At 74.6% G+C, this 26,944-nt stretch carries 13 protein-coding genes and 1 pseudogene; 5 read left to right on the forward strand and 9 right to left on the reverse strand.

The window, feature by feature from the left end:
- Positions 1-5: 5 nt before the first annotated feature.
- Together ACIQWA_RS34765 and ACIQWA_RS34770 are read right to left on the reverse strand one after the other, a co-directional pair.
- Positions 6-1,067: a hypothetical protein gene (locus ACIQWA_RS34765; protein WP_402489510.1), complete on the reverse strand. Its 1,062-nt coding sequence runs from the start codon at positions 1,065-1,067 to the stop codon at positions 6-8.
- Between the two features lie 225 nt (positions 1,068-1,292).
- Positions 1,293-2,150: an alpha/beta fold hydrolase gene (locus tag ACIQWA_RS34770; protein ID WP_402489513.1), complete on the reverse strand. Its 858-nt coding sequence runs from the start codon at positions 2,148-2,150 to the stop codon at positions 1,293-1,295.
- Positions 2,151-2,215: 65 nt separating this feature from the next.
- Between ACIQWA_RS34770 and ACIQWA_RS34775 the strand changes: the two genes are divergently transcribed.
- Complete coding sequence (locus tag ACIQWA_RS34775; protein WP_402489515.1) at positions 2,216-2,752, forward strand: helix-turn-helix domain-containing protein; 537 nt, start codon at positions 2,216-2,218, stop codon at positions 2,750-2,752.
- A 93-nt stretch (positions 2,753-2,845) separates the two neighbouring features.
- On the opposite strand, the gene ACIQWA_RS34780 is transcribed toward ACIQWA_RS34775, so the two are convergent.
- The 4 genes from ACIQWA_RS34780 to ACIQWA_RS34795 all read right to left on the reverse strand — a co-directional run bounded on the left by ACIQWA_RS34780 (position 2,846) and on the right by ACIQWA_RS34795 (position 19,919).
- A complete protein-coding gene (locus ACIQWA_RS34780) occupies positions 2,846-4,381 on the reverse strand; it encodes a condensation domain-containing protein (protein WP_402489518.1) in 1,536 nt (511 codons plus the stop codon).
- Positions 4,378-17,739 (reverse strand): MupA/Atu3671 family FMN-dependent luciferase-like monooxygenase, encoded by a 13,362-nt coding sequence (locus ACIQWA_RS34785; RefSeq protein ID WP_402489521.1) that lies wholly within the window; start codon positions 17,737-17,739, stop codon positions 4,378-4,380. The genes ACIQWA_RS34780 and ACIQWA_RS34785 overlap by 4 nt, the downstream gene beginning before the upstream one ends.
- 238 nt (positions 17,740-17,977) lie before the next feature.
- Positions 17,978-19,276 carry an MFS transporter gene (locus tag ACIQWA_RS34790; protein ID WP_360231698.1) on the reverse strand — a complete coding sequence of 433 codons (1,299 nt, stop codon included), beginning with the start codon at positions 19,274-19,276 and terminating at the stop codon, positions 17,978-17,980.
- A 316-nt stretch (positions 19,277-19,592) separates the two neighbouring features.
- On the reverse strand, positions 19,593-19,919 hold the full coding sequence (locus ACIQWA_RS34795) for a hypothetical protein (RefSeq protein WP_402489524.1): 327 nt from the start codon (positions 19,917-19,919) through the stop codon (positions 19,593-19,595).
- 427 nt (positions 19,920-20,346) lie between these two features.
- Here ACIQWA_RS34795 and ACIQWA_RS34800 point away from each other — a divergent pair, with 427 nt between their 5' ends.
- Both ACIQWA_RS34800 and ACIQWA_RS34805 read left to right on the forward strand, forming a co-directional pair.
- A complete protein-coding gene (locus ACIQWA_RS34800) occupies positions 20,347-21,150 on the forward strand; it encodes a hypothetical protein (protein ID WP_402489526.1) in 804 nt (267 codons plus the stop codon).
- Positions 21,151-21,418: 268 nt separating this feature from the next.
- Positions 21,419-21,763, forward strand: a complete 345-nt coding sequence (locus ACIQWA_RS34805; protein WP_402489529.1) for a hypothetical protein — start codon at positions 21,419-21,421, stop codon at positions 21,761-21,763.
- A gap of 120 nt (positions 21,764-21,883) precedes the next feature.
- Here ACIQWA_RS34805 and ACIQWA_RS34810 read toward each other — a convergent pair whose 3' ends face one another.
- The gene (locus tag ACIQWA_RS34810; protein WP_402489532.1) at positions 21,884-22,276 is read right to left on the reverse strand and encodes a hypothetical protein; all 393 of its coding nucleotides are present in this window, start codon (positions 22,274-22,276) and stop codon (positions 21,884-21,886) included.
- A 39-nt stretch (positions 22,277-22,315) separates the two neighbouring features.
- Here ACIQWA_RS34810 and ACIQWA_RS34815 point away from each other — a divergent pair.
- Positions 22,316-22,453 (forward strand): annotated as a pseudogene (locus tag ACIQWA_RS34815) (DUF1330 domain-containing protein); the annotation flags it as partial.
- Between the two features lie 134 nt (positions 22,454-22,587).
- On the opposite strand, the gene ACIQWA_RS34820 reads toward ACIQWA_RS34815, so the two are convergent.
- Positions 22,588-23,961 carry a DUF4190 domain-containing protein gene (locus ACIQWA_RS34820; RefSeq protein WP_402489534.1) on the reverse strand — a complete coding sequence of 458 codons (1,374 nt, stop codon included), beginning with the start codon at positions 23,959-23,961 and terminating at the stop codon, positions 22,588-22,590.
- A 431-nt stretch (positions 23,962-24,392) separates the two neighbouring features.
- Between ACIQWA_RS34820 and ACIQWA_RS34825 the strand changes: the two genes are divergently transcribed.
- A complete protein-coding gene (locus ACIQWA_RS34825) occupies positions 24,393-25,505 on the forward strand; it encodes an ABC transporter substrate-binding protein (protein ID WP_402489537.1) in 1,113 nt (370 codons plus the stop codon).
- A gap of 65 nt (positions 25,506-25,570) precedes the next feature.
- On the opposite strand, the gene ACIQWA_RS34830 is transcribed toward ACIQWA_RS34825, so the two are convergent.
- Positions 25,571-26,779 (reverse strand): lipase, encoded by a 1,209-nt coding sequence (locus ACIQWA_RS34830; protein ID WP_402489540.1) that lies wholly within the window; start codon positions 26,777-26,779, stop codon positions 25,571-25,573.
- Positions 26,780-26,944: the final 165 nt, after the last annotated feature.

The raw sequence follows: 26,944 nt of genomic DNA on the forward strand, positions 1-26,944 counted from the left end.
CGGTGTCAGAAGGCGTTCAGGGCGGCTTCGATCAGTGTCGCCACCGGTACGAGTGCCTGGCGTTGTGTCAGGCCGTCCTGGATCACGTTCTGGTACACGACGGCGAAGCTCCTGCCCCGCACGGTGTCGCTGACGAGGATCCCCTCGGACAGCACGGTCTGGCCGGTCTTCAACGAGCCGATGCCGACCTTGCCGTGGGTGGCGACGAACTGTCCGCCGGGGGGCCAGATCGGTGGGCTGGTGGACGCGAAGAACGTGCCCGCCCGGGCCATGAGTGCCTTCATGCCCTGGCTGCTCGTCGGCCCGACGAGTTTGTCGTCCGCCAGGAGCGTCAGCAGTCTGACGAGCTGCCGCGCGGTGGTGCCCTGGGCCGTGTCCACGTCGTTGACACACGGGATGCGCGCGGCCGGCCAGATCCCGGCGTAGTCGCCCGCCAGCCACAGCCCCGTTGCGGAGGTGCTGTCGAAGAGGGCGGAGTCGGCGAGCTTGCCGTCGAGGTACGGGTATCCCAGACCGTGGATCGTCGTGGTGGCCCCCGGGTCGTTCTGCTGCACCATCATGTCCTCGAACGCGGCCACCTGCGCCGGAGTGAAGTCGACCGTGAAGACCCCACCGGAGGGTCCGAGTCGGAGAACGGCCGAATAGTTCGGCCGCCTGGCCTTGTCCTCGGCGCGCAACGCCGTCGACACCTTGATCTGTGACGGCGTGTGCGCGCCGATGTCCGGGTCGAAGGTGGCTTTCAGTGCGGCTTCGATGGCCGGCCAGGTGGTCAGCCCCAGATCGCCGGCCAGCTGGTCGGCGCTCGACCGCAGGTCGAAGGCCGTGTACATCGCCGCGATCTTGATCAGGCTGGCCGAGTAGCACTCGTCCTGGTCCCGGATCGCCGCCCAGGGGTGGTTCAGCCCGCCCTCGAACCCGGTCAGCGCGACGACGATGACGGCCAGGTCGTCGACCGTCGGGGTGCCGGCGTCCGACAGCTGCTGCCGCGTGGTGTCCAGGGCGTTCTGCATGGACGGGTTGTTGTTGAACGCGAGCGGGTCGTCAACGGGACCGGTGAACAGTGGCATGACGGGTCCTCAGCACTGTGGGTTCCGTGCGGTGCGACGCGGGGTCCATGCGGTGCGACGCGGTCCGCGACTCGACGCGTCCTTCTGACGCTCGGCGCACCTGCCCGCGCCCCGTACGGGCTGCCAACTCCAGGCTCACCCGGTCGGCGGACACGTGCAAGCCGAGCCCTCGGGAGGGCCCCGGAGCCCCACGGGTGGGCTCCGGGAACTCCGGGAAGGGACGGATCAACGAGGACCTGTCCGGTCGAGGAGGCGGCCGACCGCCTGCGCCACCGCCCCCGGCTGCTCGGCCTGGATGAGGTGGCCCGAGTCGACCACCTCGAACAGTCCGTCCGGCAGGGTCGCGACCCACTGCCGCTGGTGGGCGGTCATGGCGGTGCGCTGCACAGCGCGGCCCCGGTCGGGGCGGGACGGCGAGAGCAGTACGGTCGGGCAGCTCGGGAGGCCGGGCGGCTCGGCGCGGAACCGGGGGATGGCCTCGACCACGGCCCTGAGCTCCTTCCTGGTCTGCGCGATCCCGGCGGGGACGAGGTCCTCGGCGAGCATGGTCGCGTAGGTGTCGGCCGGAAACGCGCGCCGGAGGTTCCCGCTGCCCAGGCGGGCGAGTGGGCGCAGCCGCACCAGCGCCTGCGTCACGGCGAGCACCCGGTCGACCTTCCCGGCGGTTCGGTCGAACCGGTCGTAGACGGGTGCGCTCTCCGGTGTCGGGTCGAGCAGCAGCAGGCCGCGCAGCCGCAGGCCCGGGCTGTCCGCCGCGCGGCGCGCGACCAGGCCGCCCATGCTGTGCGCGACGAGCACCGGAGGGGACGATCGCGGGACCACTTCCCCGATCAACGCGGCCAGGTCGGCGGCCAGGTCGTCGATGCCCAGCCGGCCCGGGGTTCGGCCGCTGCGGCCGAACCCGGCACGGTCGTAGGCCACCAGCCGGGCACGGTCGGCCAGCAGCGGCAGGACCGCGTCCCAGCTGGTCCGGCCGAGGCCCGCTCCGGCCTCGAAGACCACCCAGTCGGCGCCCCGACCTGACTCCTCGACATGGACGGAGCGCCCGTTCACGGCCACTGCACGTCCGGTTTCCCGTCTCATCCGCTGCGCTCCCCCATCCACGGTTTCAATTTCGATAACGGTATCACTCGTGAAATAGTGGCGCCATGGACACCGCCGAACTGCTTCTCCACCCAGTACGCCTCCGCGTGGTGCACGCCCTGTCCGGCGGACGCGAGCTCACCACCGGCGAACTGTCCGCCCGGCTGCCCGATGTGCCGAAGGTGAGCGTCTACCGGCACGTGGCCCTGCTCGCGGAGGCCGGCTTCCTCGACGTGGCCGAGGAGCGCCGCGTCCGCAATGTCGTCGAGCGCCGCTACCGGCTGCGCCGCGACCGCCCCTCGATCGACGGCGAAGCGGCCGCGACCATGTCCCTGGAGGACCACCGCCGCGGCTTCGCCGCCGCGATGGCCGTCCTCATCGCCGAGTTCAACGCCTACCTCGACCGCGAGGGCGCGAACCCGACCGCCGACTCGGTCTCCTACCGCCAGGGCACGCTCTGGCTCAGCCCGGACGAACTCACCGAGCTCGTCGGCGAACTGGTCGCCGCCCTGCGGCCCCGGCTGGGCAACCAGCCCGGCCCGGGCCGGGTGCCGTACCTGCTCAGCCCCGTCCTCTTCCCCACCGATCCCTCCTCCCCCTGAGCCGGGACGCGACTCGGCGCCGCGCGACGCACGCCGCGCGGCGCCCAGGGCCGGTCAGGGCCGGTCTGAGGGGGTCAGGGGGGTCAGGGGCGGTCAGTCCGTCAGCTCCCGGGCCAGGCCCGCCACCATCCGCTCCAGCCAGGACCGCACCGTCTCCGGGTCGAACAGGTCGGCGTCGTACTCGGCCAGGCCCGCGTAGCCGTCCGCGTCCGGGGTGAGGAGCACGGAGAGGTCGGCGCGGGTGGACGGGCCCGGCACGTCCTCGACCTCGACGGCCAGGCCGGGGAGGTCGAGGGCGATCGCCGGGGTGCTCTGCACCGCGAGCAGGACCTGCGGGTAGCCGGCCGGCAGCCCGACGCCGCGCTCGCGCAGCGGTTCGATCAGGTGGCCGAAGGGCACCGTGGCGTGGTCCAGGGCGGTGGCCACCGCCCTGGCCGCCGTGTCCACTGCGGCCCCGAACCCGCCCGGCGGGCGGGTGGGCAGCCGGATCGGCAGGCCGGTGGTGAGCAGGCCGACGACCCGCTCGTCCACCGGCCGGGTGCGGTTGGCGTACGAGAGCACCACCAGGGTCTCCGCCGCCCCGGTCAGCTCGCCGAGCAGCCGGGCGTAGCCGGCCAGCAGCACCGCCGAGGCGGTGGTGGAGCGCGAGGCGGCGCAGCGGCCCACCGCCTCGGCCAGCGCCGCCGGGACGCGGAAGGCGAGGGTGCCGCCGCGCCCGGAGCGCTGGTCGGGGCGCGGCCGGTCGGTGGGCAGGTCCACCGCCGGCGGGGTGTCCCCCAGGACGTGGGCCCAGTGCTCGAGGGCCTCGGTGACGGCGGCCGGGGTGACCACGGTCCGCTCCCAGCAGGCGTGGTCGGTCATCCGGCCGGGGTCCGGCAGCGGAGCGCCGTCCCGGCGGTACAGCGCGCCCAGGTCGGCCAGCAGGGTGGCCAGGGACCAGCCGTCGACCACGATGTGGTGGAGCGACAGCAGCAGCACCCAGACGTCCTCGGCCGTGCGGAGCAGCCGGGCGCGCAGCAGCCGGTCGCCGTCCAGGTCGAACGGCAGGGCGCCCTCGGCCCGGGTGGCCCCGGCGAGCGCCGCGTCCCGCGCGGCGGGGGCGAGCGTGCGCAGGTCCTCGACCGGCAACTCCACCGGGGTGTTCGGCCGCACCTGCTGGAGCAGGCCCAGCTCGGTGTCCTGGTAGCGGGTCCGCAGGCTCTCGTGGCGCTCGCTCAGCGCCGTGAGGGCGGCGGCCAGCCGCTCGGGGTCGAGCGGCCCGCGCAGGGTGATGCGCTGGGTGATGTTCCACACCGCCGGGTCGGCGGAGCGGCCGTGCGTCCGGTACAGCCGGTGCTGGGCCAGCCCGGCCGGCGCGGCGGCGAGCGCCGCACCGGAGCCGGTGAGGACCGCCAGCAGCCGTTCCCGGTGCGCCCGGATGAGCCCGGCGGCCTCCTCGTCCAGCGCGCCGGCCGGGGCGAGGTAGCCGAGCCGCTCGCCGGTGGTGCGCAGCACGATCCCGCGCTCGTCCAGTAGCCGGAGGAGGCGGTCCCAGCCGTGATCGGTGCCGGTGGACGCGGGGGCGGGCCCGGACGCGGGGGCGGCGGCGGGGCCGGGGGCGGCGGCGGGACCGGGGGCGGCGGCGGTCACAGCGTGCCCTCCTCGTAGGCCGGGGCCGGGCGCTCCTGGGCGGCCGGCAGGTGGGCGGCCATCGCGCGGACGGTGGGCCGGCGGAAGAAGTCCAGCACGCCGATCCGCAGCCCGGTGGCCTCGCGGACCCGGTTCAGCAGCCGGGTGGCGGCCAGCGAGTGGCCGCCGAGGTCGAAGAAGGAGGTCTCCACGCCCGCGGGGCGGCCGAGCTCCTCCTCCCACAGCCGTTGCACGGTGCGCTCCAGCTCGGTGGCCGGGGCGACGGCGGCCAGTCCGGCGCCCAACGGCAGCGGTTCCGGCAGCGCGGCGGTGTCGAGCTTGCCGTTGAGGTTGAACGGCAGCTCCTCGACGGCGGCCCAGAGCCCCGGCACCATGTGCTCGGGCAGCAGGTCGGCCAGCTGGTCGCGGACCCGGGGCAGGTCGGCGGCCGCGCACCGCACGTACCCGGCCAGTGTGGTGCCCGCCGGGGTGCGGCGTCCGGTCACGGCCGCGCCGCGCACGCCCGGTACGGTCCGCAGCACGGTCTCGACCTCGCCGGGCTCGACCCGGTAGCCGCGCACCTTGACCTGGCGGTCGGCCCGGCCGAGGTACTCCAGGGTGCCGTCCGGCCGCCACCGGCCGAGGTCGCCGGTGCGGTAGCGGCGGCCCTCCGGGGTGTCGGTGAAGACGGCGGCGGTCTCCTGCGGCCGGCCGTGGTAGCCGAGCCCGACCTGGACGCCGATCGCGTGGATCTCGCCGACCGCTCCCGCCGGGACGGGCCGCCCGGCGGCGTCCAGCAGCACGATCCGGTTGCCCGGCACCGGGCGGCCGATCGAGGCGTGGTCCGGCCCGTCCGGGTCGATCCGGCCGGAGGTGACCCCGTGGGTCTCGGTGGGGCCGTAGTGGTTGACCAGCGCGCAGCCGGGGTTGCGGGCCAGGAAGGCGCGCAGGGCGGGGGTGAGCAGCAACTGCTCGCCGCCCTGGATCAGTTCGCGCAGGTGCGGCACGGGTTCGTCGCCGAGGGCCTCGACCAGCGCGGCCAGCGGGGTGTACGGCAGGTGCAGCCGCTCGGCCCGGGTGGCGCGGACCACGGCGGCCAGCGCGGTGATGTCGTAGCGGGTCTCCTCCTCGATCAGCAGCAGGGTGCCGCCGCCGGCCAGCGTGGTCAGCACCTCCTGGACGCTGACGTCGAAGCCGCAGGAGGCGTACTGGAGGGTGCGGGCGGCCGGGTGATCGGCGACGTTCCAGACCAGGAACGACGCCAGCGCGAGGGTGTGCATCAGCACGCCCTTGGGCCGGCCGGTGGAGCCGGAGGTGTACAGCAGGTACGCGGCGGCCTGCGCGGAGGGGACGGGCAGCGGCGGCAGTTCCACCGCCGAGGGCGTGGCGTCGGCCTCGGCGTCCGTGTGGACCGTCGGCAGCGAGATGCCCATCAGGTCGGTGCCCCGGGCGGTGAGCAGCACGGTCGGGGCGCTGTCCGCGGCGATCAGCCGGCAGCGCTCCGCGCCCTGCACCGGGTCGATCGGCACCAGGACGGCGCCCAGCCGCAGCACCGCCAGCAGCGCGGCCACCTGGTCCGCCGAGCGCGGCACCAGCACGGCCACCCGGTCGCCCTCGCGCACCCCGGCGGCCAGCAGCCGGCGGGCCAGCTCCTCGGCCCTGGCGTACAGCGTCCGGTAGTCGGTCGCGGTGCCGTCGGCCGCGACCACCGCGACGGCCTCCGGCCGGTCGGCCACGGTGGCCGCCACCCGGGCCAGCGGGTGCGCGGGCGCCGGCTCCGCCGCCGGGCCGCACTCCAGGGCGGGGTCGGCGGGGGCGGCCGTCAGCTCGGCGAGCGGTCGGGCCGGGTCGGCGACGGCGGCGGCCAGCAGTCGCTCGAAGGCGTCGAACAGCCGGTCCACCGTGGCCCGGTCGAACAGGGTCTCGGCGTACTCCACGTGGCAGCGGATGCCCTCGGGCAGGTTGGTGAGGAAGAGCGCCAGGTCGAAGGCGGAGCGGTCGACCACGTGGTCCAGCGGGCGGGCCGTCACCCCGGGCAGGTCCAGCTCGAAGACCTCGTGGTTCTCGAACTCGACCATGACCTGGAAGAGCGGGTTGCGGCTGGTGTCCCGCTGCGGGTTCAGCTCCTGGACCAGGACCTCGAAGGGCAGTTGCTGGTGCTCGTAGCCGTCCAGCGCGGTGGAGCGGACCCGGTCCAGCGCCTCGGCGAAGTCCGGCTCGCCGGAGAGGTCCAGCCGCAGCGCCAGCGTGTTGACGAAGAAGCCGACCAGGTCCTCGGTGCCGTCCGCCCGGTTGGCCAGCGGGGTGCCCAGCACCACCTCGTCCTGGCCGCTGTAGCGCTGGAGCACCCCGGCGAAGGCGGTGAGCAGCACCATGAACAGGGTCGAACGCCGGTCGCGGGCCAACTCCCGTACGTCTGCCGATAGTTCGGCGGGCAGGTGGCGGACGTGGGCGCGGCCGCGGCCGTCCGGTACGGCGGGGCGGGGGCGGTCGGTGGGCAGGGTCAGCACCGGCAGCTCGCCGCCCAGCACCTTGCGCCAGTGGTCGAGGCTCTCCTGGTACGCCCCGGCGGCCACCGCGGCCCGCTCCCGGGCGGCTTCGGCGGCCGGGGTGGTGGTGAGCGCGGGCAACCGGTGCGGCCGCCGCTCCCGGGCCGCCCGGTACAGCTCCCCCAGCTCCCGGGTGATCACCACGGTGGACAGGGTGTCGATCACGATGTGGTGCATCGACAGCACCAGGACGTGCCGGTCCGGCCCGGTCGCCAGCAGCCCGGCCCGGAACAGCGGGCCCTCGGCCAGGTCGAAGCGGCGGGCGCCCTCGGCGGCGACCAGCCCGGCCACCGCCTCCTCGGCCGGCCCGTGCACCGGGACCCGCTCCAGCACCGGGCCGTCCGGCGCCGGGAGCACCTGCTGGAACGGTTCGCCGTCCTGCTCCCGGAAGACGGTGCGCAGCCCGACGTGCCGTTCCACCAGCGCGCGCAGCGCGGTGTCGAGCGCCTCCGGATCCAGCGGGCCGTCCAGTTCGACGGCCTTGACCTCGTTGTACTGGGCGGCGTCGGGCAGCATCCGGTGCAGGAACCACATCCGCTGCTGCGCGTAGGACAGTGCGGCGCCGCGCTCGGTGGAGCGGCGCAGCGCGTCGATCTGCGGCAGGCCGGCGGCCACCAGGTCGGGGGCGAGCCCGAAGTCGACGAAGCAGGCGATCTCGTCCGCGCCGGCCGCCCGCAGCTCGGCGAGTACGGACCCGACGCTCTCCGGGGTGCCGATCAGGGCGCGCGAGGCGCAGTAGCGCTCGTAGGCGCGCTCCAGCACGAACTCCAGGTCCTCCTCGCGGGTGTGCTCGAAGTCCAGGGTCAGGCCGAGGCTGTTGGCCATCTGCCCGAACAGCGAGAGGGAGGAGCGCAGGTAGTGGCAGAACGGGCGGTAGGCCTGCTCCCGGGCGGTGGCGAGGTCGGTGCCCAGGTAGGTGTGGACCAGCACGACGACCCGGCCGGCCTCCGGGTCCAGGCCGTGCTCGGCCCGGGTGCGCCGGTAGAGGGCGACGTTCTCGGCGAGTTGGGCGATGTCCTGGGTCATCAGGTTGGTGATCACGCCGAGGTCGTGCCGGGCGGCCTCCCGGAAGCTGTCCGGGTTGCCGACGATCGCGGTGAACATCGGCGGCTGCTCCTGCAACGGGCGCGGGTGCAGGGTCACCTCGATCGGCTCCCCGTTGCCGTTGCGGCCGCGGTAGGGCTCGCCGCGCCACAGCGCCCGGACGGTGTCGATCTGGCGGTGCATCAGCTCCTTGTGGCCGCCGTAGTTCTCCGGGAAGAACAGGAAGTCGTTGGGGTGCCAGCCGCTGGCGCAGCCCAGGCCGACCCGGCCGCCGGACAGGTTGTCCACCACCGACCACTCCTCGGCCACCCGGACGGGGTGGTGCAGCGGCAGCACCGCGCAGCCCGCGTTGAGCCGGATCCGGCTGGTCTCCCGGGCCAGCGCGGCGGCCAGCACCGAGGGGTTGGGGAAGATCCCGCCGAAGGAGTGGAAGTGGCGCTCCGGCAGCCAGACCGCGTGGAAGTCGTGCCGGTCGGCGAAGCGGGCGCTCTCCAGCACGATGCGGTACTTCTCGTCCTCCGGGGAGTCCAGGGGGTAGTCGCCGAAGAAGTAGAGGCTGAAGTCGACCGGGCGCTGCGGGTCGCTCACCGGGTGGTACGGCACGGGGGCGGTGCCGGTCTCCGGCTCGGACGGGGGCAGTTCGGCGGCCGCCGGGCGCGGGGCCGGGACCCGCAGGCCGGGCGGGGCCGGGAAGAAGCCGCCGCGCCGCAGGGCGCGCAGCGACTCCCGGACGGCGTCGACCACGAACTCCAGGTCGCCGTCGGTGTGGGCGGTGGAGAGGAAGAAGTTGCGCCACTCCCAGACGTAGACCCCGCGGGTCAGCAGCTCCGGGAAGAACAGCTCCACGTCGGCCCGCGGCTCGAACCGGAACAGCGAGCCGAAGTGGGCCAGCCGGAGCGGGAACTCCTCCTCCTCGAAGAACCCGTTGAGCGTCGCGGCCAGTTCGTCGGTGCGGGCGTTCAGCCGCTCCTGGAGGCCGGGGCCGGCCTCCTTGAGGTGGCGCAGCACGGCGCCGGCCGCGGTCATCGCCAGCGGGTGCTGGATGTAGGTGCCGCCGAAGAAGGTGGTGTCCTTGGGCGGGTAGCTGTCGTCCCCGTAGTCCCAGTGGCCGCCGTCGATCCCGTCCAGGATGTCGGCCCGCCCGGCGATCGCGCCGATCGGGTAGCCGCCGCCGAGCACCTTGCCGTAGGTGGAGAGGTCCGGGGTCACGCCCCAGAAGCCCTCGGCGCCGCGCAGGTGGGGCCGAAAGCCGGTGAGCATCTGGTCGAAGAGCAGCACGATGCCGCGGCGGGCGGTCAGTTCGCGCAGCGAGCGGACGAACTCGACCGGCTGGCGCCCCGGGTGGCGGCTCTGCACCGGCTCGACCAGCACGGCGGCGATCCGGTCGCCGAGCTCCTCGATGACCTGGAGGCTCTGCGGATCGCCGTACCGCAGCACGATCAGGTCGGCGACGGCGCTGGCGGGGATGCCGCTCGACACCGGGACGGTCTCCCGGTCGGCGCCGTGGCCCACCGTCCGGCCCAGGGTGTGGTCGAAGTGGCCGTGGTAGGAGCCCTCGAACATGACGATCTTGTCCCGGCCGGTGAAGGCGCGGGCGAGCCGGATCGCCCCGGCGTTCGCCTCCGTGCCGGAGTTGGCGAAGGCGACCCGCTCGGTGCCGGTCAGCTCGGCCAGCAGCTCGGCGGCCTCCCCGGTCTCCGGGCCGCGCGGGCCCAGCCGCAGCCCGCCGGCCAGGTGCTCGCGGACGGCCTCGGCGACGAACTCCGGGTCGTGGCCGAAGAGCAGGACGCCGAAGCCCATGGTGATGTCGACGTAGGTGTTGCCGTCGAGGTCCTCCAGCCGGGAGCCCCGGGCCCGGCGGGCGGCGAGCGGGTAGAGCATCTCCTTGGTGGCGGAGCGGAAGCCGACCACGGCGCGGCTGTCCGCGAGGGTGCGGCGGTGGCGGCGGGTGACCGCCTTGGAGGCGGCGGTGCGGGCGGTGAAGCGGGCGACCAGCCCGTCCACGTGGGCGCGCTGCTGCTCGGTCAGGCCGCCGGCGGCCATGCCGGACTCGCGGGAGACGGTCACCCGGGGGCCGTGCACCTGCGGGGCGGCGGGCGCGGGGGTTGCGGGGGCGACGGGCGCGGGGGTGGCCTGGACGGCGGGGGCGACGGCCGGTGGCAGGGCGACGGGGGCCGCCGCCGGGAGGGGCGCGGGTGGCACCACCCCGGTCGCGGTCGCGGTCGCAGTCGCCGTCGCCGTTCCGGCCAGCAGGCCGAGCTGGTCGCGCATCAGGTCGGAGAACTGGCCGAGGAGCGCGAGCTGGCGCTCGATCAGGCCGGTGCCGTCGGTCACCGGGGCGGCCCCGACCGGGACCGGGGGCGCGGACGGGACGGCCGGAACGGGCGCGGGAGCGGGGGCGGCGGGCACCGCCGGGAGGACGGGCGCGGCGGGTACGGGGGCGGCGGGCACTGCGGGGAGGACGGGCGCGGCCGCCTGGGGAGCCGGGGCCGCGACCGGCTCGGGCACCGCGGCCGGCTCCGGAGCGGCCACCGGCAGCAGCGCGTCCCGGACGTCCGGCTCCAGCCGGTCGGCGATCAGCCCGGCCAGCCGGGCCGGGGTGTCCGCCGCCTCGAACAGTTCGCGCATCGAGATGCGTACCCGGAAGGCGCGCTCCAGGTCCCGGATCATGTTGATCATCCCGAGCGAGTCGGCGCCCAGGTCGAAGAAGGGGTCGTCGGCGCCGACCGCCCCCTCGTCGTGGCCCAGCTGGCGGGCCGTCTGCTCCAGCACCCGGCGCAGCACCGCCTCCTCGGCGAGCTGCTCGGGGCTCGCGACGGCGGGCGGGACGGCGGTCGCGGGGACAACGGGCGCGGGGACGACGGGGCCCGGGGCGGTCTGCTGGGGCGGCGGTGCCTGGTGCATGGCGGGGTCCTCGGTGGTCGGCCGGTCGGGGGCGGTGAACCAGTGGCGGCGGCGCTGGTAGACGGTGGTCGGCAGGGGCACCCGGCGGGCCGGGCCGTCCGGCCAGTCGCGGGCGGCGGCGAACCGCGCCCAGTCGATCGGGACGCCGTGGGACCACAGCGCCCCGGCCGCGGCGTCGAACTGCGGCTCCTGCGGGGCGCCGCGCCGGGCACCGGCCACGAAGTGGCGGTGCGGCAGCTCCCGGCGGCCCATGCCGGTGAGCGTCGGGTGCGGGCCGAGCTCCAGGAACAGCTCGTGGCCCTGCCCGTCCAGGACGGCGAGCACCTGGTCGAAGCGGGCACTCTCCCGGGTCTGCCGGACGAAGTAGTCGGGCGCGGGCACGGTGCCGGGGGCCAGCACCTCGCCGCCCAGGTTGCTCACCAGCGGTACGGTCAGCGGCCGCAGCCGCAGCCGGGCGAGCTGCTCGCGGAACGGTTCGAGCACCGGGTCGAGCAGCCGGGAGTGGAAGGCCCGGTCGGTGGCGAGCCGTTCGGTGGTCACGCCCTCGGCGGCCAGGACGGCCTCGGCGGCCGCGATGTCGCCCGGCGGGCCGGACAGCACGCACTGGCCGGCGCCGTTGACCACGGCGAGCTCCACCCCGGGCAGCCGGTCGGCGAGTTCGGCGAGCCGCTGCGGGCCGGCCATCACCGCCGTCATGGCGCCGGGAGCGGTCGCCCGGTGCATCAGCCGGCCGCGCAGCGCGGTGAGGAACATCCCGTCGGCGAGGTCCAGGGCGCCGGCCGCGTGGAAGGCCGCGTACTCACCGGCGCTGTGCCCGGCGACCGCGGCCGGGCGCAGTCCCAGCTCCTGCCAGAGCCGCAGCTGGGCCGCTTGCAGGGCGAACAGCGCGGGCTGCGCGGCCTCGGTGGTCCAGTCGTCGGCGGCGCCCTCCGGCACGGGGTCGAGCAGCAGTGGCAGCAGCGGTTCGTCCCAGGCCTCGCGGTGCAGCCGGTCGCACTCCTCCAGCACGGCCCGGAAGACCGGGAAGGCGCGGTGGAGTCCGGCGGCCATGCCCCGGTACTGGGCGCCCTGGCCGGTGAAGAGCAGCACCGGCCGGACGTCACCGCGCGGGGCCTCGCGGCGCACCGGCGCGATTCCCGAGGTGCGGCCCGCCAGATGGGCCTCCAGGCCGCGGAGCAGCTCCACCGGGCCGGCGCCGGTGACGGCCAGCCGGTGGCGCAGGGCGCGGCGCCCGCCGCCCAGGGTGAGCAGCAGGTCGCCGGGGGCGGGCGCCGGCCCGGCCGCGAGGCGGTCGCGCAGCAGCCCGGCCAGGGCGGTCAGGCCCTGTTCCGTACGGGCGGACAGCGGCAGGACGGTCGGCGCCGCCTGCCGGGAGCCGTCGGCGGCGCCGGGCGCGGCCGCCGCCGGGGCCTCCTCCAGCACCAGGTGGGCGTTGGTGCCGCCGACGCCCAGGGCGCTGACCCCGGCCCGGCGCGGGGTGGCGCCGGCCGGCCAGTCGCGGCGCTCGGCGGAGAGCCGGAACGGGCTCCCGGCGAGCTCCAGCGCCGGGTTGGGGCGGTCGAAGTTGACCAGCGGCGGGACGGTGCCGTGCCGCAGCACCAGCAGGGCCTTGATCAGCCCGGCCATTCCGGCGCAGGTGTCCAGGTGGCCGATGTTGGGCTTGACCGAGCCGAGCGAGCAGAAGTCGGCGGCCTGCGTCCGGGCCCGGAAGGCCTGGGCCAGGGCCCGGAACTCGATCGGGTCGCCCAGCGGGGTGCCGGTGCCGTGCGCCTCGACGTAGCCGACGCTCTCGGCCGGCACTCCGGCCAGGTCGAGGGCCCGGCCGATCACGGCCGCCTGTCCGTCCACGCTGGGCGCGGTGTAGCCGACCTTGAGCCCGCCGTCGTTGTTGACGGCGGAGGCGAGGATCACGCCGTGCACGGTGTCGCCGTCCGCCAGGGCCCGGTCCAGGCGCTTGAGCAGCACGGCCGCGACGCCGTTGCCGCCGACGGTGCCGGCGGCCTCCGCGTCGAAGGCCCGGCACTCGCCGTCGGGCGAGAGGATCGACCCCTCCTCGTAGCGGTATCCGGCGGCCTGCGGGATGTGCAGGGCGGCGGCCCCGGCCAGGGCCAGGTCGCAGTCCCCGGCGAGCAGCGACTGAGCTGCCAGGTGCACCGCGACCAGCGAGGTGGAGCAGGCGGTCTGCACGCCGACCGCCGGGCCGGTCAGGCCCAGCCGGTAGGCGACCCGGGTGGCGGCGAAGTCGGCCTGGTTGCCGATCGCGGTCTGCAGCGCGGACACCGGCTGGGCCGGGTCGGCCGTGCCGGCCAGGGTGTGCTGGTAGTAGGTGCGCAGCGCGTACAGGGTCATCCCGGTGCCGGCGAAGACGCCGACCCGGCGGTGCGGGTCGGGGGCGTCGTAGCCGCCGTCCTCCAGGGCCTGCCGGCAGATCTCGAGCAACAGGCGCTGCTGGGGGTCCATCAGCGCGGCCTCGGTGCCGCTGATGCCGAAGGCCTCGGCGTCGAAGTGGTCGGTGTCGGGCAGCGCCCCGGTCACCGGGACGAAGTCGGGGTGCCGGTACTCCTCGGGGCGCAGTCCGGCCGCCGCCAGCTCCTCCTCGGTGAACCGGGTGGTGCTGCGGACGCCGTCGACGATGTTGCGCCAGTACTGCTCGGGGGTGTCGGCGCCGGGGAAGCGCAGGGCCAGGCCGACGACGGCGATCCGGCGGTCGTCGCCGACCGGGGCCCCGGCCGCCGCCCCGGTGGCGGTGGCCGGGGCCGGCGCGGGGGCCTCGGTCAGGTGGGCGATCAGGGCGTCCACGGTGGGGTGCCGGAACAGTTCGGTGGGTGCCGGGGGCGTCGGCAGGGCGGCGCTGAGGGCGCCGTGCACCCGCATCAACTGGAGGGATCCGATGCCGAGTTCGGCCAGCGGGCGGGCCGGGTCGAGCGGGGCGTCGAGGACCGTCTCGAAGGCGTCCAGGACGGTCCGGCGCAGCTCGGCCGGGGCGCTTCGGGCGGTGGGGGCGTTCCGGGCGGCGGGGTCCGTGCCGGCCGGCCGGGCGGCGGGGTCCGTGACGGCGGCCCGGGCGGCGGTCGGCTGCGGGGGCCGGTGCTCGTCCGTACGGCCGGCCGGCGCCTCCGCGATCGGCCGGGGTGCGGTGGCCAGCAGGTGGCGGCGCGCGGCGGGGGCGCTCGGGTCGGGCCCGGCGTACCAGCGGCCCGGGGCGCCGGCCAGCAGCAGCGCGGCCAGTCGGCGGCCGTGCGCGGCGCTCAGCACGGCGATGCCCCGGGCGGCGGAGGCCTGCTCGTGGTCGGTGGCGCGGTTCATGCCGACCCGGCTCCACAGGCCCCAGGAGATCGTCCAGGCCGGGGTGCCGGTCTCCCGGTGCAGCCGTTCGACCGCGCTCTCCAGGTAGCGGTTGGCGGCGGCGTACGCGGTGGAGCCGACGGCCTCCTGGAGGCCGACCATCGAGGAGAAGCCGACGAACTGGGCGCCGGGGCGCTGCCGGACGAGTTCGACGAGGTGGTCCGTGCCGGTGGTCTTGGCGCGCACCGCCTCCCGCCAGTCCTCCGGGCCGGTGCCGGAGAGCAGGGCGATCCGGTAGGCGCCGGCCAGGTGGAGCACGCCGTCCAGCGGTGCTCCCCAGTCCCGTTCGGCCTCGGCGACCACGGCGGCCAGCTGCTCGCGGTCCGTCACGTCGGCGCGGCGGTAGTCGACCCGGCCGCCGTAGCCGGACAGCCGGTGCAGCGCGGCGCGGCGTTCGGCCGCCTCGGCGGTGGGCGCGTCCAGGTCGGTGCGGCCGATCAGCAGCAGCCGGGAGCCGTGGTCGCGCAGCAGGCCGGGCAGCAGCTCGGCGGCGATCCCGCCGAGGCCGCCGGTGACCAGGTAGCGGGCGCCGGGCGAGAGCAGCGAACAGCCGTCGGCGGCAGCGGCCTCGGCCTTGCCGTCGGCGTCGGCCTCGGCGTCGGCGTCGACATCGGCGGGCTCGGTGTCGGGCTCGACCGGTCCGAGCCGGGGCACCCACGGGCGGCCCCGGCGCCAGGCGCTCTCCGGCTCCGGCCGGGGCTCGGCCAGCAGGGCGAGCAGGGCGGCGGCCTGCTCGGCGGTCGGCGGGCCGACCGGCAGGTCGATGTGCCGGGCGGCGGGCACCAGCTGCTCGGCCCTCGCCCCGGCGGTCAGCGCGGCCGTCAACGCCGCTGCCGGGTCGGGGAGTTCGCCGGGCAGCACGGCGTGCAGCCCGGCGCTGACGGTGACCAGCTCACCGCTCGGCGGCCGGTCGGCGAGGGCGTGCAGCAGGGCGAGCAGGGCTTCGTCCGGCGGCACGCCGTCCGACGGCGAGGCGGGCCCGCCGTCCGCGCCCCAGAGGTGCACCACCCGCCCGGGGCGTTCGGCGCCGAGCGCCCGCCGCCACTGCGCGGGGTCGGCGGTCGGCGGCTGCTCCACCAGGACGGCCCCCGGCAGGGCGGCGGCCAGTGCCTCGGCGAGGGTGCCGGGGCCGGCCGGGCCGAGCAGCAGGGTCGGCCCGCCAGACCCGGAACCCTCGGAATCTTCGGAATCCTCGGCATCTTCGGGACTCTCGGAATCCTCGATACTCTCCGGAGCTTCGGGGGCGTCCGGCGCCGGGCGGGGTTCCCAGACGATCCGGCGCACGCAGTCCGGCACGGTCCGGGCGTTGGCCTCCGCCAGGTCGAGCGCCACGATGTGCTCGTCGAGCTCGCCGTCGAGCAGGCGTGCGCGCAGGGCGGTGCGCTGGATCTTGCCGCTGGTGGTGCGCGGAAACTCGGCCGCCGGCACCGGCAGTACCAGGGCGGGGGCCGGCTGCCGTCGGGCGGCCAACACCTGGCGGACCTCGGCGGCCACCGGGGCGGCGGGGGCGGCCGGGTCGCTCGGCACGTAGGCGATCACCAGCTGTTCGGTGCCGGTGCGTTCGTCCGGGACCCCGAAGGCGGCGACGTGCCCGGAGCGCACCCCCGCCACCGAGGCGACCACGTCCTCCAGTTCGTGGCAGAAGTGGTGCACCCCGTTGACGATGATGATCTCCTTGCGACGGCCGGTGAGCACCACCTCGCCGTCGGCCAGGAAGGCGAGGTCCCCGGTGTCGAACCAGCCCTCGCCGACGAAGGCCTCGCCGTCGGCGGCCGGGTTGTTCAGGTAACCCGGCGTCACCCGGCCGGAGTTGACCTGGAGCCGGCCGACCCGGTGCTCGGGCAGGGCCCGGCCGTCCTCGCCCGCCACCCGCATCCGGGCGCCGGGGGCGGGGCGCCCCATGCTGAGGAACGCGGTGCCGCGCTCCGGGGAGTCCGGGTCCGCGGGCTCCAGCCGGCCGGTCAGCGAGTCGGTGCGCACCAGACGGCGGGCGCCGTCCTCGTGGTAGCGCTTGTAGGTGATGACGGTGCAGGTCTCGGCCATGCCCCAGCCGAGCAGCACGTGCTCCGCCCGTACGCCGAACGGAGCGGTGGCGGCCAGGAACTCGTCCAGCACCGCCTCGGTGCACTGCTCCCCCGCGTTGATCAGGGACTTGACCGAGGAGAGGTCCCAGCGCCGGCCGGGGCCGGCCGCCCGCACCGCCTCGGCCACCAGCCGGTAGCCGAAGTTGGGCGACCAGGAGTGCGCGCCCCGGTAGCGCTCCAGGGTGTCCAGCCAGACCAGCGGGTCGGCGAGCACCAGCTCGGTGGGCACCTGCACCTGGTCGGCGGCCAGCACCACGTCGCGCAGGTGGAACATCAGCAGCCCGGCGACGTGGTCCAGCGGCAGCCAGTTGACGGTGACGTCCTCGGGCAGGGCGCCCTGGGCGACCGCGCCGGCCACGTACTCCAGGATGCCGCGATGGGTGATCTGCACCGCCTTGGAGCGGCCGGTACTGCCGGAGGAGAGCTGGAGGATCGCCACCTCGCCGGGGTCCGGGGCGTGCTCGGCGCCGGCGCTGGTGCCGACGGCCGCGGTGCCGCCGTCGACGGGCCGGTCGACCGCGATGACCCGCAGGCCGGGCGCCGGGTAGAGCTCCCCGAGCCGGGCCAGGCCCGCCACGGCCGGGCCGCCCGCGAGCACCGGCGGCTCCGCCAGGGTCTGCCAGGCGTGCCAGAGCTTCTCCAGGACGGGATTGGGCTGGTCGTACGCCGGTGGACGGGCCACCGTGACCGGCTGCACCCCGCCCAGCAGACAGGCCCACAGGGTGGTGAAGTAGCCCTCCTGGTCCGGCACCTGGAGGATCACCCGGTCGCCCGCCCGCAGCCCGGCGGCGGTCAGCAGGGCGAGGGTCTCCCGGGCCCGCTCCAGCAGCCGGCGGTAGGTCAGCCTGGTCGCACCGCCGTCGGGCCGGACCAGGTGCAGGCCGCGGTCCGGGTGCCGCTCGGCGGCGCGCAGCAGGGCCTCGGGCAGGGTGCGCGGCGCGTCCGGCTCCGGCTCGGGCAGCGGGGCGCCGACCGCCTCGGTCCCGGGCTCCTCGGCACCGGGCTCCACGGCCCCGGGCTCCACGCTCCCGGGCTCCGAGGGGGCAGCCGTCGGGCCGCTCGGGGTGGCACCAGCGGCCGGGCCGGGGGCGCCGAACGGCCGCCAGTTCGGGGTGAGTTCGCGCAGGTGGCGGAGCGCGGGCCCGGGGCCGGCCGGCGGCCGGGCCGCCGCGGCGGCGAGGGCGGCGCGGTCGGGTTCGCCCAGCGCGGTCCGGACGATGCCGTCCAGGAGGTGCACCTCGGTGCCCGGGTCGGTGTCCAGCAGGGCGGCGGTGGCCCGGCGGCGCAGCGCGACGGGGTCGGTGTCGGTGGCGGGCACCAGGTAGGCCAGCAGGCCGCGGCGGCCGTCGGCGCGCTCGACCGGCAGCACTGCGCAGTCGGCGACCTCGGGACGCAGCAGCAGCCGGGCCTCCAGGGCGCGCAGCCGGGCGCGCTCGGAACCGGTGGGGCTCATCGGCGACGGCACCTTTCGGATCGGTGCGGGGCGTGCGCGGGTAGGGCTGCCCCGGGTTGCGGAGGGTGGGCGGATCGGGGTCGCCGGTGGCCCGGTGGGGCGTCGGCGGATCCGGTGGCGCGGTACTTGCGGGTGCGGTGGCACGGTGGTCGCGGGTGCGGTCGGGCGGTGGGTGGTCTTGGGGTGAACGGCCGTGCGGTGTGCGGTGGTTCGGCGGTACGGGCTCCGGGCCGCGCGGTCAGCGCTTCCGGGCCCGGCCGACCAGGACCAGGAAGCCGAGCGCCAGCACGATCGGCACGGCGTGCGAGACGCCGACCACGGTCAGCGGACTGAGCAGTGCCAGCAGCGATCCGCTCAGCAGCATCCCGGTGCCCATGCCGACGTTCTCGGCGGAGGCGAGCAACCCGAAGGCCTGGCCGCGCCGTTCGTCGGTGAGCGCCTGGATCCGGGTGGTGTACGAGATCTCGGTGAAGCCGTCGCCGAGCCCCGCCCCGATCGCCACCAGGAGGAACAGCGGAGTCGGCAGCCCGGTGAAGACCAGGATGAAGCAGCCGGACATCAGACAGGTGCCCAGGGCGAAGGCGCGCTCGCCCGGTTCGATGCCCCGGCGCAGCAGGAGGCGGGAGACCAGTTGTTGGGCGCCGAGGTTCCCCACCGCCCAGGTCGCCCAGAACATGCCCAGCAGCGCGGCCGGGTTACCGGGGTCGTGCTGGTTGGCGAAGACCGGCAGGCTGATGTTGTGCGCGGCGGAGCCGAAGGCGTCCAGCAGTCGGATCGCCGCCATCGCACCGACCACGGGGGCCGCGCGCAGCACGACCAGGGCCTGCCACCGGCTGCCGAATCGTTTCGTCTTGCCGCCGTCGGCAGCGTCGTCGGGCCCGACGCCGGTCGCGGCCGGGTCGGCGTCCTGCTCGGCCGCCTGCTCGGCGGGTTCGGCCCGGGTGCGCAGCGGCAGCCGGAGCACCACGGCGGCGAAGACCACGAAGCTCGACGCGTCGATCAGCAGCGCCGCGCGGAACCCGGCCCAGGCCACCACCACCCCGGCGGAGGCGAAGCCGAGCACCATGGCGGCCGAACGGCAGCTGGCCATCAGGCTGTTGGCACGGGCCCGGCGCTCCGCTCCGACCATCTCCGGGATGCTGGTGCGCAACGCGACGGCGCACACCGCCGCCGCGCCGCCGAAGACCAGCGCGAGCGGGTAGAGCACCGGAATGCGCGCGGACGCCGGGGCGAGGGCCACCACGACCAGCGCCACCGCCTGGGCGAGGGCGCAGCCCGTCATCAGCCGCCGCCGGTCGACCCGGGCGACGAGCCGCCCGCTGACCAGCCCACCGGCGAAACCGCCGGTCAGGCGCAGGATGAGGTACCCGGCCGTGCCGAGTGCGTTCCCGGCCGCCTCGTAGGCGAACAGGCTCAGCGCCACCAGGTCGAGCTGGCTCCCGTAGGTGGAGAGCGCGTCGCCCAGTGCCAGCCGGTAGAACACCCGGGGCAGCTTCTCGGTGGTCTGGAGCGGTACTTGCTGTGCGGTGTCCGGCACCGGTCCCCCAGGAAGGCCGCGTCGGTCGGCTCAGTGTGACATTGCACCGCAATGTAGAAGCCACCCGGCCGTAGATCAAGAGCTTGATCGTCCGCTGTCCGAAAGATCGTGAGTTCGGCCGACTCGGGGTCATCATTCCGGCCAGGGTGGCGATTTGCCGTCGGTGTCACGTCAACTCGCCTTCACCTGCGTATGACGGCGCGCGTTATGAGGGGGCTTTGAATCTGTCCGCTGTCCGGACAACGAGCAGGAAAGACGTGGTGGGTCCTGCCCCCAATCGGGGCAGGACCCACCACACGTCACGCTGGGCTGAGGATCAATCGTTGGGTACGCCGTACAGGTGCCGCGCGGGCGGCTCCTCATCGGTGGCGAACCCGCTGTACAGGTGGAGGATGGCGGCGCGGAGACCGGGAAGCAGGGTTCGCATCCCGCTCTCGTTCGGCATCGTGAAGCCGATGTCGAAGTTGAGCGCCCAGCCGCTCAGCATGTTGTCCTCCATCTCGGCACGGGTCGACGCCGCCGCGTAGAGGTCGAGGACCCGGACGATCGCCTCCAGGTCGAACGGACTGTCCGACGACAGATCAGCTCGGGCCTCCTCAACCCGCTGACGCAGCGCCTCGCAGTACGACTCGAACTCGATCACGTGGACTCCTGGTTCCGGGGAGGACGAGCGTAGCGAGAGCCCTTCCCCCAGGAGGCCATGCCTCGTGACGGCCTCTCGTCGCCCATGACCGTTCGCCGCGGGCTGTGGGCCGGCGCACATATCTAGGAGCACTCGGGGGCTCCGGCGGGCCAGCAGGAGGAGCCACACCAGGCGCGGGGTCCGGTCTTCGAAAAAGACGAGATGGTCGGCGTCATCCGCTGCACCAACCATGAGGTGACGACCAGCCATACAGATCCAACCGCTATGTCGTCGAGGACCCTAGATGTCGGTACTCACATGTATCTCTACATGTGGTACTCACACCTGGTTCTCTCACTTGGCTCTCTCATATACCCGCTCAGACGGTCAGATCCGCGGGGCCTATTCAGGTTGAGTCCGCCCCAGTCAGACGTCTAGCGTCGTCGGTGTGAAGAAGACGACGAGCCCCACCCCGACCGTGCAGCCGCCGGAGGTCACCGAACAGGAGACCCGCACGGCGCTGCTGACCCGCGCCAAGCGGAAGGCCGCGCCCTACCGCAAGACCTTCGTGCAGGCCCACCGCGGAGGGGAGAGCCGACACGGCCCCCTCAAGCACTTCGTCAACAACCGCGACCTGCGCGGCGCGAAGGCGTACTTGATCATCGTGGCCGCCTGCAGTCGCGAGAACGCGGACGGCTGGACCACCACGCTCGACAGCATGGTCTGGGCCCGGCTGATCGACACCACGCAGACCGCCACCGGCCAGTCCGCCCGAACCGCGGCCTGGCGCACCCTGCAGCGCCTGCAGAAGATGAAGCTCATCAAGTGCAGCAGGCCTCACGGCAGCACCAAGATCTCGGTGACGTTGCTCCGCGAGGACGGCTCCGGCCTGGAGTACACCCGCCCGGACGGGAAGGTCGAGGCGGACCGCTTCCTGCAGATCCCGATCACGTTCTGGACCAAGGGCTACGACACCAAAATAGACCTCCCCGCCCTGGCCTTGTTCCTGGTGATCGCCCGCGAGAAGCCGTGGTCGCCCTTCCCCGCCGAGCCGGCGCCGGAGCGGTACGGCTGGTCTGCCGATACCCACCTGAGGGGCCTCCAGAAGCTGCTCGCCCTCGGCCTGGTGGAGCGCCGGGAGACCTACCTGACGACCCCGCTGTCCCCCACGGGCAGGACGCTGGTGTACCAGTACCGGCTCGCCTCGGCGATGCGGGTGCGCAAGCAGAAGCAAGCGGCGGCGCCGAGCTGACACGGCGTAGAATGAAAACGACGCGAGCTGTGCCTGATCTTGGCTCGCCAGACTCGCGCAGGGGAAGTAGTACATCGCCCCCACATCGGCATCGCCGCGAATCATTCCGGCAGATTTCCGCAGGTAGTCGTCATGCGGTCTCAAGAAATGTGCAGAGCTAGCGAGTTGTGCGCATTAATGGTAAAATGGAAACGACGCCTGATTATCTTGGCGGAAACCCAGGTGCCGCTTTTAGAGTCCCTTCAACGAACCCCTTAGGAGGTTCCTTATGTCCAACGACAACCACCGCTTCATAGCGGATTCGATTACCGTGAACTACAACAACTATAGCCCGGGGCAGGGCGGGGAGGCAATCGGAAGTTCAGATTCTTCCGCCGCCACCCCCAGTGCACCGGGTTCTGGCAGCCAGAACTCCGTTGCCTCAGAGGGCGATCCATCCCCAGCCCGGGACGAGAGCGGGTGGGGGTTCTACCAGGACCTCTTCATCTTCCTGCTAGTCATCGCGATCGGGCTCGCTATCGTCCTCCTCCTCAGCCAGTCCCTTGTGACGACTCTTCTCCTGCTGATCGCCGGTCTTGCTGGCGCTTGGGCGAAGATCCACAAGAAGGAGTGACCTGACTGGCCCGGTGTTGTGTCGGTCCTTTCAGGCTGCCACAACACCGGAGCCGGATACACCTGCCCGGCATGGCGCCCGCATCGGGAACCGTGCCAGGAATTCGATACCTGCTGCCGATCACCTTCGGGGTTTCAATCGGGTAATTCCGTTGAGGGTCTGGATCTTGGCTTCGAGATTGGTGTTGTCGATGGTGGGTTGCCGGATCGTCTCCGCGTAGATGTTCACGAGTTTGCGGAGTTCGGTGTTCTCCTGACGGAGCCGCGCCATGGTCTGGCTGGCGTTCGGCTCGTCGGTGGTCGCCAGCATCGCGGGGGTGCTGTCGGGCTGGGCCCTCGGGCGGAAGTACTCGGCGATCATCGGCTGGAAGTGGCGGTAGAACGTCGCGTGCCGCATGCCGAGCTTGCGCTCAACGGCGGTCACTGTGGCCACTCTGCCGGACTGCGCGGCCTGGGCGAGCACTTCGTCCATCGCCTGCTTGACCTCGGCGTCCGTTGGGAGTTCGAGCATCATGGTGCCTCCTGGTCTGGGCAGTTGCGAGCAAGGAACACGCAACGCGTCATCCTGATCGAGTTCGACAGCTTCGAACCCGGCCGTCGCGGCGTACGAGAGCGAGGCGTACCAGGAGCACTGGTGATCCTCTCCGACAGCGTTGAGCGCGCCTTCCGCATCATCGAAGGCATCGACTGACCGACCGGCTCGGCTATCTCCGAGCATCCGTCACCTGACACGCCCATCGCCACCGCCCGCGCGCCCCGCACACGCCGCGACCCCCGGCCCCGCAGAGGTCGGGGGTCGGGGGTCGCGGCGTGCCGGAGCCTGGGTCAGTTCGGCGAGCCGGTCCAGGTCACGGACTTCATGCCCTGCCCGCTGCCGTAGTAGGTGAACTGGACGGAGAACGGGTCGGCCGCGGCGTTCGGCAGCGCGTACGCGGAGACTCCGGTGGCCTCCGCGCCCGGGGCCAGCGAGTTGCCGATGAACTTCATCCGGCCGCTGCCGTCGATCAGCGCGGTGACCAGGCCCCCGTTGGCGTCCTTGACGGTGGGCAGCCCCGATCCGACGAGCGAGACATCCTTGGAGCCGGTGTTGGTGACGGTGATCCGCACCTGGATGATCGTGCTGTTCTTCGGCGCGGGGAACACGGTCTCGTCCGGGACGTACGGTGCCGGCGCGGCCATCGTGACCTTCAACCCGTCGGCGAAGGTGTAGGACTGGCCGAAGCCCAGGTGCCGGGCCTTCTCGTCGGCGGCCCTCACCTGCTCCTCCTCCTCGAACTTCTTCTTCGCGGCGTCGAGTCGCTCCTTGGCCTTCGCCGCCCGGTCGGCGGCGGCGCGGTCGTCGGCCTCGGCGCGGAGCCGGGCGGCGCGCGCGTCGGCCTTCTCGTCCTCCTGCACGGAGTGCAGCGCCACCGCGAAGACCACCCCGCCGCCGACCGAGAACAGCAGTCCGGTGACGCCCAGGATGACGCCCGCCAGGGCCACCCCCCGGTTGGTCGCCTCACCCTTGCGCACGTACCCCAGGCCGATGATGCCGAAGATCAGCGCGAGCAGGGCCGGCAGCCAGGACAGCCAGAACAGCACGACGGCCAGGCCGAGCACGGTGCCGACGATCCCGAGCACCATGCCCGCGATGCCCAGGCCGTTGCGGGGCTGGGGCGGAACCACCGGGTACCCCTGCCAGTACGGCGCGGCCGGGTACGCACCGGAGGCACCCGGGGCACCGACCGGAGCCGGAGCCGGGTAGGCAGCGGAGGCGGGGGCCGGGGTCGGGGCCGCGGCCGGAGGCGCGAACGGCGACTCGCCTCCGATGGCAGCGGGGGCACCGACCGGCGCGGGCGCGGCGGGCGCGGCGTCGGCAGGCGCGGCGTCAGCGGGCGCGGGCTCTTCGGCGGGGCCATGGGCCTCGGCCTGCTCCGTAACCTCGGCCTCGGCTTCGGCGTCGGACTCGGCGTCAGCGGGCACGGGCGCCACGGCCTTGGTGAGCGAGACCACGTCGGCGTCAGCATCGGCGTCGGCATCGCCTTCGACCTCGGCGGGCGCGGGCTCCGCGGCGGGGCCCTGCCCCTCGACGTGCGCCTCGCCCTGCGCCTCGGCCGGTTCCGGAGCCTCGCCCTGCCCCGGGGTCAGCGGCGTCCCCGGGTCGGCGTCGGCGGGCGCCGCCCCCGGCTGCGGGCTGTCGGGCGGGACAGGAACGGTCATACGGGATCCTTCGGGAGCGTCGGGACGGTGAGCGGCTGTCCGCCCCGGGCCGAGGTCCCTCCGCAGTTCCCCCCGCACCGACGGCCCGACCTCCGCGATGCGCGCACCGGTCCGGACCGGACCCGGGCGTCGGCATCCCGGTGGGGAGCGCGGCAGGGTCGGCGACTGATCAACATACAGGTGCCCGGTGACATCCCCGACACCGCGGGTGCCGTCATCGCGCAGGACAGGCCGCGTGCTTCGCCCGCGACTGACCACGGCCGGTTTCGCCGAGGGCCGGCGCAGCGCGCTGCGGCGAAAACCGCTTGCCCGCCGGGCCCGGGGCCGGATTCAATGCCCGGCATGATCACGCAGGTGCGCCTCCCGGCCCCGCCGGTCGGCGGTCCGGGCCCTCTCCTGCCACCGGACCGTCAGGCGGGAGACGCCGGCCCATGAGTACGCCACCTTCGTCAGCCGGTGCGGAGCGGGTCGACGGTCCGTCGGTGCCGATCGGCGCCCTCGTCCCGCTGAGCCGCCCGGGGTGGGTCGAGGCCGGCCGGCAGCTGCTCACCGGGCTGGAGACGGCCGTCCGGGACGTCAACGACGCGGGCGGGATCGCCGGCCGTCCGCTGGAGCTGCTGGTCCGGGACACGGCGGCCGATCCGCAGCGGGCCGCGGCGGCGGTGGAGGAGCTGGCGGGCCTGGGCGTGGTGGCCGTGGCCGGGGAGTACCACAGTGTGGTCGCCCGGGCGGTGGCCGCGCGGGCGGACGCACTCGGTGTGCCGTACCTCTGCTCCTCGGCCGTCCTGGACGCGCTCACCGACGGGCCGACGGACCGGGTCGCCCGGCTCTGCCCGGCCCAGTCGCACGGCTGGCGGATCTACGCGGACTTCCTCCTCGACGCGGGCCACCGCCGGATCGCCGTGGCGGCCCAGCAGAGCGTCTACTGGGCCGCCGGCGCCCGGATCCTGCGCGAGCGGCTGGCTCCGCACGGCGGCACTGTGGTCGAGCTGGACGCCGGCGCCCTCTCCCCCGCCGAGCTGTCCGGGGAGCTCGCCCGGCACGGCGCGACGGCCCTGCTGCTGCTGGTCGGCCACCCCGAGCCGGCCGTGCCGATCGTCCGGGCCGTCCGCCGTGACCAGCGCCTCGCCGGGGTCCTGATCGGTGCCCCGGCGGGGCAGCCGGAGTTCACGCAGTGGCAGGAGCTGCTGGGCGACGAGGGCGCGGCCGTCCCGTTCCTGCGCTACCTGCCCGAGCGGCTGGGCGCCACGGGCGAGCGCGTCGCGGCGGCCGTGCGGGAGCGGCTGGGCGAGGCGCCGTCCTTCGTCGCCTTCGAGGGCTACGACGCCGTCACCGTCCTCGCCGAGGTGCTGCGTTCCGCCGGGGCGGACCGGGAGCGCGTCGCCGCCGCCTGGCCGCGGGTCGACGTCGAGGGCACCCGGGGGCGGATCCGCTTCACCCGGGTGCCCGGTACCGGCGTGTGGCAGTGGGCGTGGCCGCCGGTCCAGGTGGTCGACCGGGATCCGGCGGCGCCCGACCGCTTCCGGGTGCTGCGCTCCGGCTGAGCGGGCAACGACCGTGTCACGGCCGCTGGTTGTGCCTCAATCGTTCGTGCCACGGCTGGCCGTGCTCAGCCGAGGGCGGTGAACCAGCGCACGATGTCGGCCGTGGCGGCCACGTTGGAGCCCAGGTGGCGGGAGCCCGCGAAGTCCGGGGTGCCGAGGTCGACGACCTCCGGGTCCGCGCCGTGCGCGCGCAGCGCGGCCTCGCAGTGGTCGGTGTTGGCGTCGGCGGCCTGCTCGTCGGCCTCGGCCGCGTAGAGCCGGACGGGGGCTCGCGGCGCCCAGTCGCAGGTGGCGTCGGCCACCCGGAGCGCCGCGGCGAAGCGGCCGGTCGGGTGGCGCAGCATCGCGAGGGCGCGCGGGGTGAGCAGTTCGCCGACGGTGCCGGGCGTGCCGGCGAACAGCTCCGGGCCGGTGTGCGAGCCGTCGAACAGCGCCTCGACGGTGCGGTCGTACGGCGCCTGGAACACCTCGCCCGGGGAGTCGTACAGGTGGTGCAGCCGGTTCCAGGCGACGAGCAGGTACGCGGCGTACAGCGCGCTCGACTTGGGTTCCAGGGAGCCGTCGAGCAGGGCCGGCAGTTCGGCCTCCCGGAAGGCGTAGCCGCCGCTGACCGGGGCGAGGGCGCGGAGGTGGAACCAGCGGTCGTCTCCGGCCTGGAGGGCGCGGGCGAGGCCCAGCGCCGCCGAGGCGCCCTGGGAGAAGCCGGTGACCAGGACGTCGTGGCCCAGGGTCCGGCCGGTGCGCGGGACGAAGGCGCGGGCCGCCCGGAGCATGTCCAGGGAGGCGGTGGTCTCGGACGGCACGTCCATCCAGGGGTGGGTGCCCGGTCCGGTGCCCAGGCCCAGGTAGTCCGGGGCGACGGCGGCGAACCCGGCGGAGGCGTAGGTGAGGGCGGGCGAGGTCACGAACCCGGGCCTGGCCGTGGTGGAGGGGGCGTCGCCGCGGTAGGAGGCGGTGCCGTGGGTGAACGAGACCGTCCGCAGCTCGTGTTCACCACCGCGCGGGAGCACCAGCAGACCGCTGGCGGTGGTCGGCCGGCCCTGCGGGTCGACGGTCCGGTACTCCAGGCGGTACGTGTCCACGCCGTAGCGGACGGCGGCCGCGTCGTACTCGGCGGCGGTCAGGGCGGTGGCGACGGCCTCCTTGCTGTCGAGGGTGCCGGTCAGCTGTGCGGAGACCAGCCGGCCGCGGTCGCCGTGGTCCGACCGGTCCGTCGGGGCCGCCGACGCGACCCCTGCCGTCACGGTCGTGGCGGCCAGGGCGGCTACGGCCACCGCAGCGCCGGCCCGGTGCCTGACGGAGCGTGATCTTCCGTTCGATTGTGGGGAGTTCATGCCGTCGACGCTACGGTCGGTCGCCCTCGAACCGCAGTCCGGCCAGCGGGTGGATCCGTCCTGGGGTTGTCCCCACCACGGTGTGCGAGCGACGGCCCGGGAGCC

Origin of the sequence: Kitasatospora sp. NPDC098652, from assembly GCF_044760155.1 — a bacterium.
Lineage (GTDB): Bacteria > Actinomycetota > Actinomycetes > Streptomycetales > Streptomycetaceae > Kitasatospora.

Coding starts and splice junctions, on each gene's coding strand:
- ACIQWA_RS34825 (WP_402489537.1), top strand. CDS start 24,393: ATGAGTACGCCACCTTCGTCAGCCGGTGCGGAGCGGGTCGACGGTCCG.
- ACIQWA_RS34805 (WP_402489529.1), top strand. CDS start 21,419: ATGTCCAACGACAACCACCGCTTCATAGCGGATTCGATTACCGTGAAC.
- ACIQWA_RS34770 (WP_402489513.1), bottom strand. CDS start 2,150: ATGAGACGGGAAACCGGACGTGCAGTGGCCGTGAACGGGCGCTCCGTC.
- ACIQWA_RS34820 (WP_402489534.1), bottom strand. CDS start 23,961: ATGACCGTTCCTGTCCCGCCCGACAGCCCGCAGCCGGGGGCGGCGCCC.
- ACIQWA_RS34765 (WP_402489510.1), bottom strand. CDS start 1,067: ATGCCACTGTTCACCGGTCCCGTTGACGACCCGCTCGCGTTCAACAAC.
- ACIQWA_RS34785 (WP_402489521.1), bottom strand. CDS start 17,739: ATGAGCCCCACCGGTTCCGAGCGCGCCCGGCTGCGCGCCCTGGAGGCC.
- ACIQWA_RS34810 (WP_402489532.1), bottom strand. CDS start 22,276: ATGATGCTCGAACTCCCAACGGACGCCGAGGTCAAGCAGGCGATGGAC.
- ACIQWA_RS34775 (WP_402489515.1), top strand. CDS start 2,216: ATGGACACCGCCGAACTGCTTCTCCACCCAGTACGCCTCCGCGTGGTG.